This window comes from Geobacillus sp. WSUCF1 (assembly GCF_000422025.1).
GTDB classification, from domain to species: domain Bacteria; phylum Bacillota; class Bacilli; order Bacillales; family Anoxybacillaceae; genus Geobacillus; species Geobacillus zalihae.
Genome location: NZ_ATCO01000091.1, coordinates 20,795 through 35,391 on the forward strand (window position 1 = coordinate 20,795; position 14,597 = coordinate 35,391).

The following is a 14,597-nucleotide window of genomic DNA, read 5'->3' on the forward strand; positions in this document are numbered from 1 at the left end:
TTGCCGAAAAATATGGTATGGTGATGAAGGGAAGAAACTTTAAGGAAAAGGAGAGTACGAATGAAGTGGACAGGCGAGGACGTCGCCCTCTATGAACGAGAGCGCGACTACATCGACACGGCGCTCCTTCCGCTTTTGCCGGTGGCTTTCGGCCAAGGAGCGAAGCGGCTCGCTTCCGGCGGGGAGCTTGTCGGGCTCATCGCGGCCGAGGTCGAGCGGCAGCTGAAGGGCCGGTTGTTTTTGATGCCGTCGTTTGTGTATTTTGCCGATGAGCCGCGGGCGCTGCTTACCGAAAGGCTGGCGGATTGGACCAACCGGCTTAGGCGGGAAGGAATGAAGCATCTGTTTTATGTGACGTGCGACCGTGCGTGGCAAGAGGGCGAAGAAGCTGACCGCGTTTGGTTCATTCCGGTTGTTCCGCTCGAGAGCATGGGTGAATCGTACAAGCACGAGCTTGTCAGAGAGCAGACCGCCGAGCTGCTCCGCTTTCTCATCGGTCGATGGGCGCAAGAGTAGATGCGGCAAAGTCCGACGTTTTGCCGCCTGCGATATTGACCTTGTCCAGCAATTGAGCTATCATTAGAATGTCCTAGTTTTCCGTATGTGTTATACATACAATCGTCCGGTGCGGACTTGACTTTGCATAGAGGGGGGAAGACGATGAGCGACAACAAACATCGTGTAACGAGACGTCAATTTTTAAACTACACGCTGACCGGGGTCGGCGGCTTTATGGCAGCAGGGATGCTCATGCCGATGCTCCGTTTTGCTTTCGATCCGATCTTGAAGGATGAAGCAGGGACGGAGATGGTCGCGGTAGCAGACGTCAAAGAGATTACGACCGAACCGAAGCGCTTCGACTTTAAAGTGAAGGTGAAAGACGCTTGGTACGAGTCGGAAGAGCCAAAATCAGCATGGGTGTATAAAACGGACAAAGGGGAGATCATCGCCCTTTCGCCGATCTGCAAACACCTTGGCTGTACGGTCGACTGGAACACGGACAAAGAGCATCCGAACCAGTTTTTCTGCCCATGCCACTATGGGCGCTATGAGAAGGACGGCACGAACGTTCCGGGGACGCCGCCGCAAGCTCCGCTTGACCGTTACGAGTACAAAGTGAAAGACGGCAAGCTGTATTTAGGCAAGGCGAAACCAAGAAAGGAGGCGTAATGCGTGTTAAACAAGCTGTATGACTGGGTCGATGAACGCTTAGATATTACGCCTTTATGGCGGGATATCGCCGATCACGAAGTTCCGGAGCACGTCAACCCCGCCCATCACTTTTCCGCCTTTGTCTATTGTTTCGGCGGGCTGACGTTTTTTGTCACGGTCATTCAAATTTTGTCGGGCATGTTTTTGACGATGTACTACGTCCCGGATATTAAAAACGCGTGGGAATCGGTGTATTACTTGCAAAACGAAGTGGCGTTCGGCCAAATTGTGCGCGGCATGCACACTGGGGGGCGAGCCTTGTCATCGTCATGATGTTTTTACATACGCTGCGCGTCTTTTTCCAAGGGGCTTATAAAAAGCCGCGCGAAATGAACTGGATCGTCGGCGTATTGATCTTTATGGTGATGATGGGTCTTGGCTTCACCGGCTACTTGTTGCCGTGGGATATGAAAGCGCTGTTTGCGACGAAAGTTGGTTTGCAAATCGCGGAAGCGACGCCACTCATTGGCCCGGCCATTAAGACGCTGTTAGCTGGGGACCCAGAAATTGTCGGCGCGCAAACGTTGACGCGCTTCTTTGCCATTCACGTCTTCTTCTTGCCGGCCGCTTTACTCGGCTTAATGGCAGCGCACTTTTTAATGATTCGCAGACAAGGCATTTCCGGTCCGCTATGATCGGTCGGCCCGCGTTTAGAGGTGATAGAAAAAAGGAGGGAACCACGCAATGCATCGCGGAAAAGGAATGAAATTCGTCGGCGATTCCCGTGTTCCCGCGGTGAGAAAACCGAATATTCCAAAGGACTATTCGGAATATCCCGGGAAAACGGAAGTGTTTTGGCCGAACTTCCTGCTTAAGGAATGGTTGGTCGGATCGGTCTTTCTCGTCGGTTTCTTATGCTTGACGGTCGCCCATCCGTCGCCGCTTGAGCGGATCGCCGACCCGACGGACACGACGTACGTGCCGCTGCCTGACTGGTATTTCTTGTTCTTATACCAATTGCTCAAATATTCGTATGCGTCTGGTCCGTATACGGTCGTCGGCGCGATCATCATCCCAGGGTTGGCGTTCGGCGCGCTCTTGTTGGCGCCGTTTTTGGACCGCGGCCCAGAGCGCCGTCCTTGGAAGCGTCCGGTCGCGACCGGGATGATGCTGTTGGCGCTTGCGGCGATGATTTATTTGACATGGGAAGCGGTCGTCACACACGACTGGAAAAAAGCGGCTGAACAAGGGAAAATTCGGGCGGAAGTGAAAATTGACACGAACGCGGAAGGCTATAAAATCGCTCAAGCGAACACATGTACATCGTGCCACGGACAAAACTTGTCCGGCGGCGCTGGTCCGTCGCTCATCGGCACCGGCTTGAAGCCGGAAGAAATCGCGAAGATTGCCAAGGAAGGGAAAGGCAACATGCCGGCTGGCGTCTTTAAAGGAACGGATGAAGAGCTGAAAAAGCTGTCCGAATTTATTGCCGGACTGAAAGCGGAATAATCGTTTCGACACGAAAAAGCTGACTCGCGTTAGTCAGCTTTTTTCGTGCCAACATGAAACCGAGGCGAGGTGCAGATGATGGCATGGCTTTATGCGCTGTTGGCTTCCCGGCCGGTTGTTTGGCTGCTCTTGTTCGTCAACGCGGCCGGCACCATCTATGGATATTATTGGTATCGTTATCAACTTGCCGATACGCCGCCCGTCTTTTTGCCGTTTGTTCCTGACAGTCCGACGGCGAGCCTTTTTTTTTCTTGTCGTCCTTGTGGCATGGCTTTTCGGCAGGTCGGCGCCGCTTTTTGAAGCGTTGGCTTTGGTGACGCTTGTGAAGTATGGAATTTGGGCGGTCGTGATGAATGTGCTCGTTTGGCGCGTTACCGGCACGCTGGATTGGGCCGGCTGGATGCTCATCGTTTCGCACGGGGCGATGGCGATCGAAGGAATGCTGTACGCCCGGTTTTATCGATTCCGCTTCCTTCACCTTATGCTGGCGGCCGTGTGGACGCTGCATAACGATATCATCGACTACGTTTTTGGCATGATGCCGCGCTATAGTGTGCTGGCTGACTACGCCAACGAAATCGGCTATTTTACGTTTTGGTTGAGCATCGCATCGATTGCCGCTGCGTATCAGCTTGGCGTCCGCCTCCGGCGCCAGCCGCTTCTGCCGGGCGGCATGTCTTTCCGGCAGGCATCAGAGTAGAGCGTGGAACACAAGGAGGAACGTTGGGCGGCAGCTTTCTATATAGATGCAACGAAGGAGTTTCACATATCCTTGACGGAAAAGCGGTTTGTCCATTTTCGACTGTCGAAGGCAAGCCACAGGCTTGCCTCCGTCACGCCTTGGCGTGACGGAAGACCGAACAACCGCCTGCCCCCCCCTAGACCCATATATGGGTCTGGAAGCGGCGTTGTTCGGTCCCCCGACAGTCGATCAAATACTCGGTAAAAGGTGCAAATGGCAAAGCTTCGAATTGCATCTATATAGCAGTTGCCTGGTCTACTCTTGTCCACTCCTTCATACATTGTACTAGTGGATGAGGGAGGGACGATGATGAAGCGAATCGGGCTAGCCATGTTGTTGTCGCTCGCCTTTTTATGGCCAGCGCCCATTGGCGCGGCTGGACAAACAAACGGTTGGGAGCAGTTGGACGATATTTCCGACGAGGCGCTGCAATTGGCGAAAAACGGTCGTTTTGCCGAAGCAAAAGAAGTGCTCCGCTATTTTTCCGAGCGGTTTTTCGCCCTTGGGGCAAAAGAACGGTTGAAATCGGCCGATGAATTGCGGGCGGTGACCGTGACGCACGAGCAGGCAGTCAAGGCGATGACGGCGCCGATCTCCGCGGAAGACAAAGTGGCGGCGATCACCCAGTTTCGCCTTGTTGTTGACGCCATCCATTCGACATACCAGCCGCTTTGGACGGAGATGGAGCCGGCTGTCATGGAGGCGTTTGCCGCGGTCGAAAAGGCGGCACAACAAGGCGAGCAGAAAGCGTATGCCGCTGCCCTCCGCCAGTTGCTTGACCGCTATACATTGATCGAGCCGAGTGTGAAAATCGACGTGCCGCCGGATATCGCGACAAAGGTCGATGATGATCTTGAGGCGTTGCAGGCCGCCGCGTTTTGGCAACGCGGCGAAGACGAGCAGCGCGAGCAACTCGCCGATGCGCGTCAAGATCTTGAAGCGCTGTTTGCCGGGGTGAAAAAGGACGAAGCTGATCCGTCGCTGATTTGGGTGATGATTTCCACTGGCGGAGTGATCGTGTTGACGCTGACGTACGTTGGCTGGCGGAAGTACAAAGGAGAAAAGGAAGAGAAGCGGGCGCGGCAGCCGGAAGACTAAGCACCGGCGCTTTTTGCGAGGGGGAAACGTTTCCCCCTCTTTTTTGTTTTCCCGTCGCTTTGTGCAAGCACCGCCCCGGCACTTTCAAGCGGCGCTTGCCGGGCTTGTCCCGGTTGGGCTTTCGCGCCAGCGGCTTTTCATGGTTCCAGCGGCCGCTTTTGTTCATCGAGCGTAAACCCTTCGCCGAGCACATCATGCACATCGGTGACGGCGACGAACGCATGCGGATCAACGGATATAATGACACTTTTTAAGCGCGGCAGTTCGTTTTTGGCGACGACGCAATACAAGACGTCGCGGTCGCGCTTCGTATACGAGCCGCGCCCTTTGAGCACAGTGACGCCGCGCTCCATCTCTGTCAAGATCCGGTTGGCGATCTCTTCGCTTTTTTCTGAGATGATGGTCGCCCCTTTTGCCGCATAGCCGCCTTCCTGCAGAAAATCAATGACCCGGGCGGCGATAAAGACGGCGACCAACGTATACATCGCCTCGCGGTATGACAGGTAAAGAAGAAGCGACAACGTGATGACGGTGGCGTCAAAGGCAAACATCGTTTTGCCCATGCTGATGCCTTTATATTTATGGACGAGGCGGGCGATAATATCGACGCCTCCGGTTGTGCCGCCGTAGCGGAAAATAATGCCGAGGCCGACGCCGATAAAGACGCCGGCAAACAAGGCGGCGAGCGTCATGTCATGTCGAAGCGGCATATGAATCATGTAGCGTTGAAAGATGGACAAAAAGACGGAAACGGCGACCGTGCCGATGACGGTATAGAGAAACGTCTGGCGGCCGAGCAGCTTCCAGCCGATGAAAAAGAGCGGAATGTTGAGCGCCAAGTTGGTGATCGCTGGATCCAGTCCGAACAAAAAATAAAGAAGAAGCGTAATGCCGGTAAACCCGCCTTCCGCCAAATTGTTTTGCATGTTGAAATGAACGAGCCCGAAGGCGAAAATGGCGGCGCCAAGCAAAATAAACAGGCAGTTTTTGATCTTTAGTCCAAAAATCATACCGTCCCTCCGTCCGCAAAAATAGTCGGCGCCCTTAATTATAGAGGAACTTGTCCATATAGGCAATGACGAGCGAAAACGGACGGAATTGACAGCGGGCGAAAACATTTGTCAAATGCGCCGCTTTTCGCTAACATGAAAACAGGCGAGGTGACAAGCCATGCAGGAGAAAACGATGAAACAAATGCAACAGGAAGTGGATGACTATATCAGTCAATTCAAAGAAGGCTATTTCAGCCCGCTCGCCATGCTGGCGCGGCTGACGGAAGAGCTCGGCGAGCTGGCGCGCGAGGTGAACCATTACTACGGGGAAAAACCGAAAAAGGCGACCGAACAAGAAAAAACGGTGAAGAAGAGCTGGGCGATTTGCTGTTTGTGCTCATTTGCTTCGCCAATTCGCTCGGCATTGATTTGCAGGCGGCGCACGACCGGGTGATGGACAAGTTTCGCACCCGCGACCGCGACCGCTGGACGCGGAAGGAGGAAGGATCATGACGATTCGCATTGTCATCGCGGGGCCGCGCGGCCGCATGGGCCGAGAAGCGGTTGCGCTCGTGCAGCAAACCGATCACTTTGAACTGGCTGCGGTCATCGACCGCCGTTACGATGGACAAAATTTAGCGGAGATCGACGGATTTTCCGGCGTCAACGCCCCGATTTACACCGATGCGGCCCGCTGTTTTGCCGAGGTGAAGCCGGATGTATTGATCGATTTGACAACGCCGGAAGCCGGAAAGCGGCACACCGAGCTGGCGCTGCGTTACGGCGTTCGTCCGGTCGTCGGCACGACTGGATTTACGCCGGAAGATATCGAGCGGCTCACCAAGCTGGCGGAAGAGAAAGAAATCGGCGCCATCATTGCGCCGAACTTTGCCGTCGGAGCGGTGTTGATGATGAAATTCGCCCGCATGGCGGCCAAATATTTCACTGATGTGGAAATCATTGAATTGCACCATGATCAAAAGCTTGACGCACCGTCCGGAACGGCGTTGAAGACGGCGCAGCTCATTGCCGAAGTGCGACCGTCGAAAAAGCAAGGCCACCCGAACGAAAAGGAAACGCTTGCTGGCGCGCGCGGCGCGGAATATGACGGCATCCCGATCCACAGCGTCCGTCTGCCGGGCTTTGTCGCTCATCAAGAAGTGATTTTCGGCGGCAACGGCCAGACGTTGACGATCCGCCACGATTCGTTCGACCGCCGCTCGTTTATGTCCGGGGTGAAGCTGGCAGTGGAAACGGTGATGCATTTACATACGCTTGTCTATGGGCTGGAGCATATTTTGGAATAGTGTGCAAACTGCGCAAACGGGGGAGAATGGAATGAAAATCGCGTTAATTGCCCATGACCAAAAAAAGGAAGAGATGGTCGCATTTGCGACCGCCTATGCGCCTGTGCTTGCCAACCATGAATTGTACGCCACCGGCACGACCGGCTTGCGCATCCAGGAGGCGACCGGTCTTCCCGTTCATCGCTTCCAATCAGGGCCGTACGGAGGCGACCAAGAAATCGGGGCGATGATCGCCCGCAATGAAATGGATCTGGTCATTTTTTTCCGCGATCCGCTCACCGCCCAGCCGCATGAGCCGGACATCAGCGCATTGATGCGGCTTTGCGACGTCTATGCCGTGCCGTTGGCGACGAACATCGGCACGGCCGAGCTGCTCATCCGCGCGTTGGAGCGCGGCGATTTGGCATGGCGCAGCATTGTGCGCGGCCAAACAAAAGGCGGGGAGGAATCGAAAACAGAAAGGTGACAGCGATGAAGGAAACGTGTGACTTGTTGGCGTTCGGCGCCCATCCGGATGATGTCGAAATCGGCATGGGAGGGACGATCGCCAAATACGTACGCCGTGGGTACCGTATTGTCATTTGCGACTTGACGCAAGCCGAGCTGTCGTCCAACGGCACGGTCGACGAGCGGCAGAGAGAGGCGGCCGAGGCGGCCCGCCGGCTCGGTGTATCCGAGCGGTTCAATCTTGGGTTGCCTGACCGCGGCCTTTACGTCGAGGAAGAGGCGATCCGCCAGATCGCAGCGGTCATCCGCCGCTATCGGCCGCGCCTTGTATTCGCCCCCTATTGGAAGATCGACATCCGGATCACGGGCGATGCGCCCGCCTTGTCGAGGAAGCGGTCTTTTCCGCCGGCATCCGCCGCTATGGCGCCGGAGAGCTTGGCGATGCGCACCGCGTTCGGGCGGTGTATTATTATATGATCAATGCCTTTTGCCGCCCGCATTTTCTCATCGATATTAGCGAAACGATCAATGACAAGCTGGACAGCCTGCGCGCGTACGAAAGCCAGTTTCAAAAACGGCCTGGCTCGGTTGACACCCCGCTGACCAACGGCTACATCGAGATGATTGAAAGCCGCGAGCGCTGGTTCGGTCAACAAATCGGCGCGGCGTATGCGGAAGGGTTTTTGACGAAAACGCCGATTCATCTTTCCAATTTGTTTGAGGAGGAGCGATGAAGCTGAAAATCGGGATTGTTTGCTATCCGACGGTCGGGGGCTCCGGAGTGGTCGCCACTGAGCTTGGCAAGCTGCTGGCGGAGCGGGGGCATGAGATTCACTTTATCTCATCGAGCATGCCGTTTCGTTTGAATAAAGTGTACGGCAACATTTATTATCATGAAGTCAGTGTCAACCAATATTCCGTCTTTCAATACCCGCCGTACGATTTGGCATTGGCAAGCAAAATTGCTGAGGTGGCAAAGCGGGAACGGCTCGATGTGCTTCATGCCCATTACGCCGTTCCTCATGCCGTCTGTGCGGTGTTGGCGCGGCAAATGGTCGGCGAGCTGCCGATCATCACGACGCTGCACGGCACGGATATCACCGTGTTAGGCTATGACCCGTCGCTTTCCGATATGATCAAATTTGGCATCGAGCAGTCGGATATCGTTACGGCGGTGTCTGACGCCCTTGCCCGGCAGACGTATGAACTGCTCGATGTGCAAGCGACGATCCATACCGTCTACAATTTTGTCGATGAACGCGTCTACCGTCGTCGGGAAGCGGGCCATTTACGGCGCGAGTACGGCATTCGCGACGATGAACGAGTTGTGATCCATGTCTCGAATTTCCGGAAAGTGAAGCGTGTGCCTGATGTAGTGCGAGCGTTTGCCATCGTGCGCCGGCACGTGCCAGCCAAGCTCTTGCTTGTCGGCGACGGTCCGGAAATGACCGTCGTCTGCCGGCTTGTGAAAGAGCTTGGGCTGCAAGATGATGTCCGCTTTTTAGGAAAACAGGATAAACTCGAAGAGCTGTATTCGATCAGTGATGTGATGATGCTTTTGTCCGAAAAAGAAAGCTTCGGGCTCGTATTGCTTGAAGCGATGGCGTGCGGCGTTCCGTGCATCGGCACGGCCATCGGCGGGATTCCGGAAGTGATTGAGGATGGGAAAACCGGGTTTTTATGCCCGCTTGGCGATGTCAAAGAGGCAGCAAGACAGGCGATGGCGCTGTTGACAGACTGCCGGTTGCACGCTGAGATGGCAAGACAGGCGGTGCAAACGGTTGAGCGCAAGTTCCGCTCGGCCGACATCGTCGGCCAGTATGAACAGCTGTACGCTTCGCTTGCGGCAAGGAAGGTGAAACGATGAAACCGCCGTTTGAACAGGCGCTCGGCATTATCCGACAATTGAAGCGGCATGGCTATGAGGCGTATTTTGTCGGCGGCGCGGTGCGCGACTTGTTGATCGGGCGTCCAATTGGCGACGTCGATATTGCGACAAGCGCTCTGCCGGAAGAAGTGATGCGCTTGTTTCCGAAAACGATCGACGTCGGTTCGAAACACGGCACGGTCGTCGTCGTGCATGAAGGAACGGCGTACGAAGTGACGACATTCCGCACGGACGGCGATTATGAGGACCATCGCCGTCCGGAGTCGGTGACGTTCGTTCGTTCGCTTGAGGAAGACTTAAAGCGGCGCGATTTCACGATGAACGCCATCGCCATGGATGAACGCGGAACGATCATTGATCCGTTTGGCGGACAAGAGGCGATCGAGCGGCGGCTCATTTGCACGGTCGGGGCGGCGGACGAACGGTTTCGCGAAGATGCGCTCCGCATGATGCGGGCTGTTCGCTTCGTCAGCCAGCTCGGATTTGCGCTCTCTGAGGATACGAAGAGCGCGATTGTCCAAAACGCACCGCTTATGGCCCACATTTCTGTCGAACGGATGACCATGGAAATGGAAAAACTGCTCGCCGGTCCGTTCGTTGCCGAGGCGCTGCCGCTGTTGGCCGATACCGGGCTGTTCGCTTATTTGCCTGGGCTGGCCGCAAAAGTGCAGCTGCTGCGCTCGGCCGCCGCCTTTCGCTGGCCGTGGCTTACAAAGCGCGAAGAGCGCTGGGCGCTTCTTTGCCGCGCGCTTGATGTCAAAGACATCCGTCCGTTTTTGCGCGCCTGGAAGCTTCCCAACAAAGTAATCGATGAAGCTGGCGCCATTTTGGCGGCGCTCGATGATGTCCCTAGGCCGGAGGAGTGGACGAACGAACAGTTGTTTTCAGCCGGCCTCGAGCGGGCGCTATCGGTTGAAGCGGTGCGCGCCGCGCTTTGCGGCGCGCCGTCTGAACCGCATCATGAGGAGCTCCGCCGCCGCTTTGCGGCGCTGCCGATCAAAACGAAAGGGGAGCTTGCCGTCAACGGGAAAGACGTCATTCGCTGGGCTGGAAAACCGGCCGGTCCGTGGGTGAAAGAGACGCTGGATGCCATCTGGCGGGCGGTCGTCAGCAGCGAAGTCGAAAATGAGAAGGAGCGGATTTACGCATGGCTCATGGAGCGCAATCGGACACACGAAAAAAACTGTTAGAGTTGTTTGCCGAAGCGAACGGCGAGTTTTTGTCCGGGCAAAAAATCAGCGAACAGCTCGGCTGTTCGCGGGCGGCGGTATGGAAGCATATCGAGGAGCTGCGCAAAGAAGGATTTGAACTCGAAGCAGTGCGCCGCCTTGGCTACCGGATTATCAGCACGCCGGATAAAGTGACGGCCAACGAAATCCAGCTCGGCTTAAAAACGGAAAAACTTGGCCACACGATCCACTTTTTTGACGAAGTCGATTCGACGCAGCGCATTGCGGCAAGGCTCGCGTATGAAGGGGCGCCGGAAGGAACGCTCGTCGTCGCGGAAGAGCAAAAGGCCGGGCGCGGGCGTTTGGATCGGAAATGGTTTTCCCCAAAAGGGACGGGCATTTGGATGAGCCTCATTTTGCGGCCGGCCATCCCGCCGCAGCGGGCGCCGCAGCTGACGCTGCTTGCCGCGGTGGCCGTCAGCCAGGCGATTCAGGAAGTGACCGGGCTTGTCCCAGACATTAAATGGCCGAATGACATTTTGCTTGACGGCAGAAAGTGCGTCGGCATTTTAACAGAGCTGCAAGCCGACCCTGACCGCGTCCATTCGGTCATCATCGGCATCGGCATCAACGTCAACCAAACGATCGAGCAGTTTCCGGAGGATATCCGGACCATCGCGACATCGCTGGCCATTGAAAAGGGCGGGCCCGTAAAGCGCGCCCCGCTCATTCAGGAAATTTTGTTCCGGCTTGAGCGGCTGTATGAGCAATATTTGGCGCATGGCTTCCGTCCGATTAAGCTTCTTTGGGAAGGGTACGCCGTTTCGATCGGCAAGCCGGTGACAGCGAGAACGCTGAACGGCGTGATTCACGGCATCGCCCGCGGCATCACCGACGACGGGCTGCTCATCCTTGAAGATGAGCAAAAGGACATCCATTACATCCATTCTGCCGATATTCAGTTCTAATTTGCCACTAGAAAAATTGTAACAATTTTGTTAAAATACAAAGCGAGGAAAAGGGCAGTATCTTTCGCAAGAAGAACTGCACCGAGGCCGACAGCACGAATAGGTGAAGGAAATGATCTGCCTTGATCCTTTTTTGAAGGACTAGGACAGAGGGATGAACGAAACCGACGGCGGTTTTATGGCGTCCTTCTTTCTCAAGGCGGGAAAGAAGGACGTTTTGTTTCGGGCGGTTCATCTCCTCTGCAGTCAAAGAGGAGGGAACGAAAATGAAAGCGAAAACCGATTTTTTCCACATGAAGCAGGCGGGTGAGCCGATCGTGATGGTGACCGCCTACGATTTTCCGTCCGCGAAGCTTGCCGAGCAAGCCGGCGTCGACATGATTTTGGTCGGCGATTCGCTCGGCATGGTTGTGCTCGGGTATGATTCAACGATCCCGGTGACGGTCGATGATATGATCCACCATACGAAGGCGGTTCGCCGCGGTGCGCCGAACACGTTTATTGTCACCGATATGCCGTTTATGTCGTACCATGCGTCCAAAGAAGAGGCGCTGCAAAACGCCCGCCGCATCATGCAAGAGTCAGGGGCGAACGCCGTTAAAGTCGAAGGAGCGGATGAAGTCGTCGATATGATTGCCGCGCTGACGAAAGCCGGCGTGCCGGTCGTTGCCCATCTCGGGTTGACGCCGCAATCGGTCGGCGTTCTTGGCGGCTATAAAGTGCAAGGCAAAGATGCCGAAAGTGCGAAAAAGCTGCTCGATGATGCGAAACAATGCGAGCAGGCGGGAGCGATCGCCCTTGTCTTAGAGTGTGTTCCGAAGCAGCTCGGGGCGGCCATGGCCCGGGAACTCACCATTCCCGTCATCGGCATCGGCGCCGGGGCGGAAGTCGACGGCCAAGTGCTCGTGTATCACGATTTGCTTGGCTACGGTGTCACCCGCGTGCCGAAGTTTGTGAAACAATACGCGTCCATCCAAGAGACGATCGTTGAGGCGTTAGCCAACTACGTCGCTGATGTCAAACTGCGCCAGTTCCCGGAGCCGGCGCACACGTTTACGATGAAGGAAGAAGAATGGGTGGCGCTTTACGGAGGAAAGCAAGGATGATCGTGATGGATCAGATTGCAGCGATGCAGGCGCTCATGCGCCAATATCGCCGTGAAGGAAAGACGATCGGGTTCGTTCCGACGATGGGCTATTTGCATGAAGGGCATACCTCCCTCATCGATCGGGCGCGCGCGGAAAACGACATCGTCGTCCTAAGCGTTTTCGTCAACCCGCTTCAGTTCGGACCGAACGAAGACTTTGCCCGTTATCCGCGCGATTTCGAGCGCGACCGGCGCATCGCCGAACAGCATGGAGTCGACGTCTTGTTCCATCCGGAAGCGGACGAGATGTATCCGGAGCCGCTTACCGTACGAGCGATCGTTCAAGCGCGCGCCGACGTGCTGTGCGGACGGTCGCGCCCCGGCCATTTTGACGGCGTGGCGACGGTGCTCATGAAGCTGTTCAACATTGTGATGCCCGACCGCGCGTACTTTGGGATGAAAGATGCCCAACAGGTGGCGGTCGTCGACGGCTTGATCCGCGATCTCAATTTTCCGATCGAGCTCGTGCCGGTGCCGACGGTCCGCGAGGCGGACGGGCTGGCGAAAAGCTCGCGCAACGTCTATTTGTCGCCGCAAGAACGGAGTGAGGCGCCGGCGCTGTATGCAGCGCTTCAAGCAGCCGCTTCCGCCGTCGAACGAGGGGAGCGGAGCGCAGCGGCCATCCGCCGGATGGTTAGAGAGCATATTGAAGCGCATACGCACGCTGAGATCGATTATGTCGAAGTATGTTCATATCCGGACTTGACGCCGCTTGAGACGCTCGCCGGGACAGTGCTGATCGCTGTCGCCGTCCGATTTGCGAGCGCCCGGTTGATCGACAATATCATGATTGAGTTGCCCAAAACCGGCGAACAAGGGTATGGAAAGGGGGAGCAAGCATGTTTCGCACGCTCATGAACGCCAAAATTCACCGCGCTCGTGTAACAGAGGCCAATCTCGATTACGTCGGCAGCATCACGATCGATGAAGATATTTTGGATGCCGTCGGCATTGTGGCGAATGAAAAAGTACAGGTAGTGAACAATAATAATGGAGCCCGTTTTGAAACATACGTCATCCCCGGTGAGCGCGGCAGCGGCGTCTTTTGCCTAAACGGCGCCGCCGCCCGCCTTGTGCAAAAAGGGGACGTTATTATCGTCATCTCATATGTGCTCGTTCCAGAGGAAAAAATCGCCGCCCATCGACCGAAAATCGCGATTATGGACGAAAACAACCGGATTGTGCAGCTCATCGCCGAAGAGCCGGCGCATACGGTTTTATGAGGGCAAAAAGGGGCTTTCCGCCCCTTTTCGTTTTGAGGTGATCGTTTATGGCAACGCGCTTTGTCATCATTGACTTGGAGACAACCGGAAATGGGCCGAAAAAAGGCGATCGGATCATCCAGCTCGGCATGGCGGTCGTCGAAGATGGCCTGATTGTCGAACGGTTTGCCAGCTTTTTTAACCCGGAACAGCCCATTCCGCTGTTCATTCAGCAACTGACGAACATCAACGAACAGATGGTCGAAGGAGCGCCGCTGTTTGCTGACAAGGCGGGCGAGATCGCCGCCTTGATGCACGGTGCTTACTTTGTCGCCCATAACGTCGACTTTGATTTGCCGTTTTTGCAGGCCGAGCTTGAACGGGCTGGCTGGCCGCCGTTTGCCGGTCCGACGATCGATACGGTCGAGCTCGCCCGCATCGTGTTGCCGACTGCCGAAAGCTATAAGCTCGGCGATTTGGCGAGGCAGCTCGGCCTTCACCACGATCGTCCGCATCAAGCGGACAGCGATGCGGAAGTGACCGCCAAGCTGTTCATTGCCTTGCTCAAGCGGCTCTCCCGTCTGCCGCTTATGACGCTTGAGCAACTGCGCGGTCTTGCCCGCCACTTGAAAAGCGATATTTACTTGCTCCTTGATGCGGTCATCGCCAAAAAGCGGAACAAGGCGCCGGCCGACCGCGCTGTCGCCGTATACCGCGGCATTGCGTTGAAACAACCGGCGCCGGAGCCAGATGAGAGCGATCGGCGCCCCGCTTTGGCTTCGTTCGCTGCCTTTTGCGAACAGGAGCCGCCCCTTCCGCTTCCCGGCTACAAGCGGCGCGCGGGGCAGTGGGAGATGATGCGGCTCGTTTATGAGGCGCTGTCGACGTCCCAGCACGCGCTCATTGAAGCAGGGACTGGACTTGGCAAATCGCTCGCCTATTTGATTCCCGCTGCTTTTTTTTGCCTGTGAGCAGC

General features: G+C 55.9%; 13 protein-coding genes and 5 pseudogenes. 17 read left to right on the top strand and 1 reads right to left on the bottom strand.

Annotated elements, in window-relative coordinates; translation table 11 throughout:
• The first annotated feature begins 60 nt into the window (after window positions 1–60).
• The 6 genes and pseudogenes from I656_RS06850 (at window position 61) to ypjB (ending at window position 4,501) form a co-directional block, all read left to right on the top strand.
• Entirely contained in the window at window positions 61–516 is a 456-nt protein-coding gene (locus I656_RS06850; protein ID WP_020278315.1) for a YpiF family protein, read from the top strand.
• Window positions 517–660: 144 nt separating this feature from the next.
• On the top strand, window positions 661–1,170 hold the full coding sequence (locus tag I656_RS06845; RefSeq protein WP_011231677.1) for a ubiquinol-cytochrome c reductase iron-sulfur subunit: 510 nt from the start codon (window positions 661–663) through the stop codon (window positions 1,168–1,170).
• 3 nt (window positions 1,171–1,173) lie between these two features.
• Window positions 1,174–1,847 (top strand): annotated as a pseudogene (gene qcrB / locus I656_RS0115755) (menaquinol-cytochrome c reductase cytochrome b subunit).
• A gap of 49 nt (window positions 1,848–1,896) precedes the next feature.
• Window positions 1,897–2,661 carry a menaquinol-cytochrome c reductase cytochrome b/c subunit gene (locus I656_RS06840; RefSeq protein ID WP_020755346.1) on the top strand — a complete coding sequence of 255 codons (765 nt, stop codon included), beginning with the start codon at window positions 1,897–1,899 and terminating at the stop codon, window positions 2,659–2,661.
• 78 nt (window positions 2,662–2,739) lie between these two features.
• Window positions 2,740–3,361 (top strand): annotated as a pseudogene (locus tag I656_RS0115760) (DUF1405 domain-containing protein).
• Between the two features lie 351 nt (window positions 3,362–3,712).
• Window positions 3,713–4,501, top strand: a complete 789-nt coding sequence (gene ypjB, locus I656_RS06835) for a sporulation protein YpjB (RefSeq protein ID WP_013524124.1) — start codon at window positions 3,713–3,715, stop codon at window positions 4,499–4,501.
• Between the two features lie 137 nt (window positions 4,502–4,638).
• On the opposite strand, the gene I656_RS06830 is transcribed toward ypjB, so the two are convergent.
• On the bottom strand, window positions 4,639–5,511 hold the full coding sequence (locus I656_RS06830; protein ID WP_011231672.1) for a YitT family protein: 873 nt from the start codon (window positions 5,509–5,511) through the stop codon (window positions 4,639–4,641).
• Between the two features lie 160 nt (window positions 5,512–5,671).
• Here I656_RS06830 and I656_RS06825 point away from each other — a divergent pair.
• The 11 genes and pseudogenes from I656_RS06825 to I656_RS06780 form a co-directional block, all read left to right on the top strand.
• Window positions 5,672–6,006, top strand: a pseudogene (locus I656_RS06825) (nucleotide pyrophosphohydrolase).
• Window positions 6,003–6,800, top strand: coding sequence for a 4-hydroxy-tetrahydrodipicolinate reductase (gene dapB / locus I656_RS06820; RefSeq protein ID WP_013524123.1), 798 nt, complete (start codon window positions 6,003–6,005; stop codon window positions 6,798–6,800). Before I656_RS06825 ends, dapB begins: the two are co-directional and overlap by 4 nt.
• 31 nt (window positions 6,801–6,831) lie before the next feature.
• The gene (locus I656_RS06815; RefSeq protein ID WP_011231669.1) at window positions 6,832–7,266 is read left to right on the top strand and encodes a methylglyoxal synthase; all 435 of its coding nucleotides are present in this window, start codon (window positions 6,832–6,834) and stop codon (window positions 7,264–7,266) included.
• A 5-nt stretch (window positions 7,267–7,271) separates the two neighbouring features.
• A pseudogene (gene bshB1, locus I656_RS0115765) lies at window positions 7,272–7,981 on the top strand (bacillithiol biosynthesis deacetylase BshB1).
• The gene (bshA, locus tag I656_RS06810; protein ID WP_011231667.1) at window positions 7,978–9,114 is read left to right on the top strand and encodes an N-acetyl-alpha-D-glucosaminyl L-malate synthase BshA; all 1,137 of its coding nucleotides are present in this window, start codon (window positions 7,978–7,980) and stop codon (window positions 9,112–9,114) included. Before bshB1 ends, bshA begins: the two are co-directional and overlap by 4 nt.
• Entirely contained in the window at window positions 9,111–10,325 is a 1,215-nt protein-coding gene (locus I656_RS06805) for a CCA tRNA nucleotidyltransferase (protein WP_015375257.1), read from the top strand. The genes bshA and I656_RS06805 overlap by 4 nt, the downstream gene beginning before the upstream one ends.
• Window positions 10,283–11,272: a bifunctional biotin--[acetyl-CoA-carboxylase] synthetase/biotin operon repressor gene (locus I656_RS06800; RefSeq protein ID WP_011231665.1), complete on the top strand. Its 990-nt coding sequence runs from the start codon at window positions 10,283–10,285 to the stop codon at window positions 11,270–11,272. Before I656_RS06805 ends, I656_RS06800 begins: the two co-directional genes overlap by 43 nt.
• A gap of 266 nt (window positions 11,273–11,538) precedes the next feature.
• A complete protein-coding gene (gene panB, locus I656_RS06795; protein WP_011231664.1) occupies window positions 11,539–12,378 on the top strand; it encodes a 3-methyl-2-oxobutanoate hydroxymethyltransferase in 840 nt (279 codons plus the stop codon).
• On the top strand, window positions 12,375–13,277 hold the full coding sequence (panC, locus tag I656_RS06790; RefSeq protein WP_033005820.1) for a pantoate--beta-alanine ligase: 903 nt from the start codon (window positions 12,375–12,377) through the stop codon (window positions 13,275–13,277). The genes panB and panC overlap by 4 nt, the downstream gene beginning before the upstream one ends.
• Complete coding sequence (gene panD / locus I656_RS06785) at window positions 13,259–13,642, top strand: aspartate 1-decarboxylase (protein WP_013144919.1); 384 nt, start codon at window positions 13,259–13,261, stop codon at window positions 13,640–13,642. Before panC ends, panD begins: the two co-directional genes overlap by 19 nt.
• A gap of 47 nt (window positions 13,643–13,689) precedes the next feature.
• Window positions 13,690–14,583 (top strand): annotated as a pseudogene (locus I656_RS06780) (exonuclease domain-containing protein); the annotation flags it as partial.
• Between the last annotated feature and the right edge of the window lie 14 nt (window positions 14,584–14,597).

Bases quoted from the DNA above. Each gene is read 5' to 3' on its own strand.
- I656_RS06850 (WP_020278315.1), top strand. From the start codon at position 61: ATGAAGTGGACAGGCGAGGACGTCGCCCTCTATGAACGAGAGCGCGAC.
- I656_RS06845 (WP_011231677.1), top strand. From the start codon at position 661: ATGAGCGACAACAAACATCGTGTAACGAGACGTCAATTTTTAAACTAC.
- I656_RS06840 (WP_020755346.1), top strand. From the start codon at position 1,897: ATGCATCGCGGAAAAGGAATGAAATTCGTCGGCGATTCCCGTGTTCCC.
- ypjB (WP_013524124.1), top strand. From the start codon at position 3,713: ATGAAGCGAATCGGGCTAGCCATGTTGTTGTCGCTCGCCTTTTTATGG.
- I656_RS06830 (WP_011231672.1), bottom strand. From the start codon at position 5,511: ATGATTTTTGGACTAAAGATCAAAAACTGCCTGTTTATTTTGCTTGGC.
- dapB (WP_013524123.1), top strand. From the start codon at position 6,003: ATGACGATTCGCATTGTCATCGCGGGGCCGCGCGGCCGCATGGGCCGA.
- I656_RS06815 (WP_011231669.1), top strand. From the start codon at position 6,832: ATGAAAATCGCGTTAATTGCCCATGACCAAAAAAAGGAAGAGATGGTC.
- bshA (WP_011231667.1), top strand. From the start codon at position 7,978: ATGAAGCTGAAAATCGGGATTGTTTGCTATCCGACGGTCGGGGGCTCC.
- I656_RS06805 (WP_015375257.1), top strand. From the start codon at position 9,111: ATGAAACCGCCGTTTGAACAGGCGCTCGGCATTATCCGACAATTGAAG.
- I656_RS06800 (WP_011231665.1), top strand. From the start codon at position 10,283: ATGGCTCATGGAGCGCAATCGGACACACGAAAAAAACTGTTAGAGTTG.
- panB (WP_011231664.1), top strand. From the start codon at position 11,539: ATGAAAGCGAAAACCGATTTTTTCCACATGAAGCAGGCGGGTGAGCCG.
- panC (WP_033005820.1), top strand. From the start codon at position 12,375: ATGATCGTGATGGATCAGATTGCAGCGATGCAGGCGCTCATGCGCCAA.
- panD (WP_013144919.1), top strand. From the start codon at position 13,259: ATGTTTCGCACGCTCATGAACGCCAAAATTCACCGCGCTCGTGTAACA.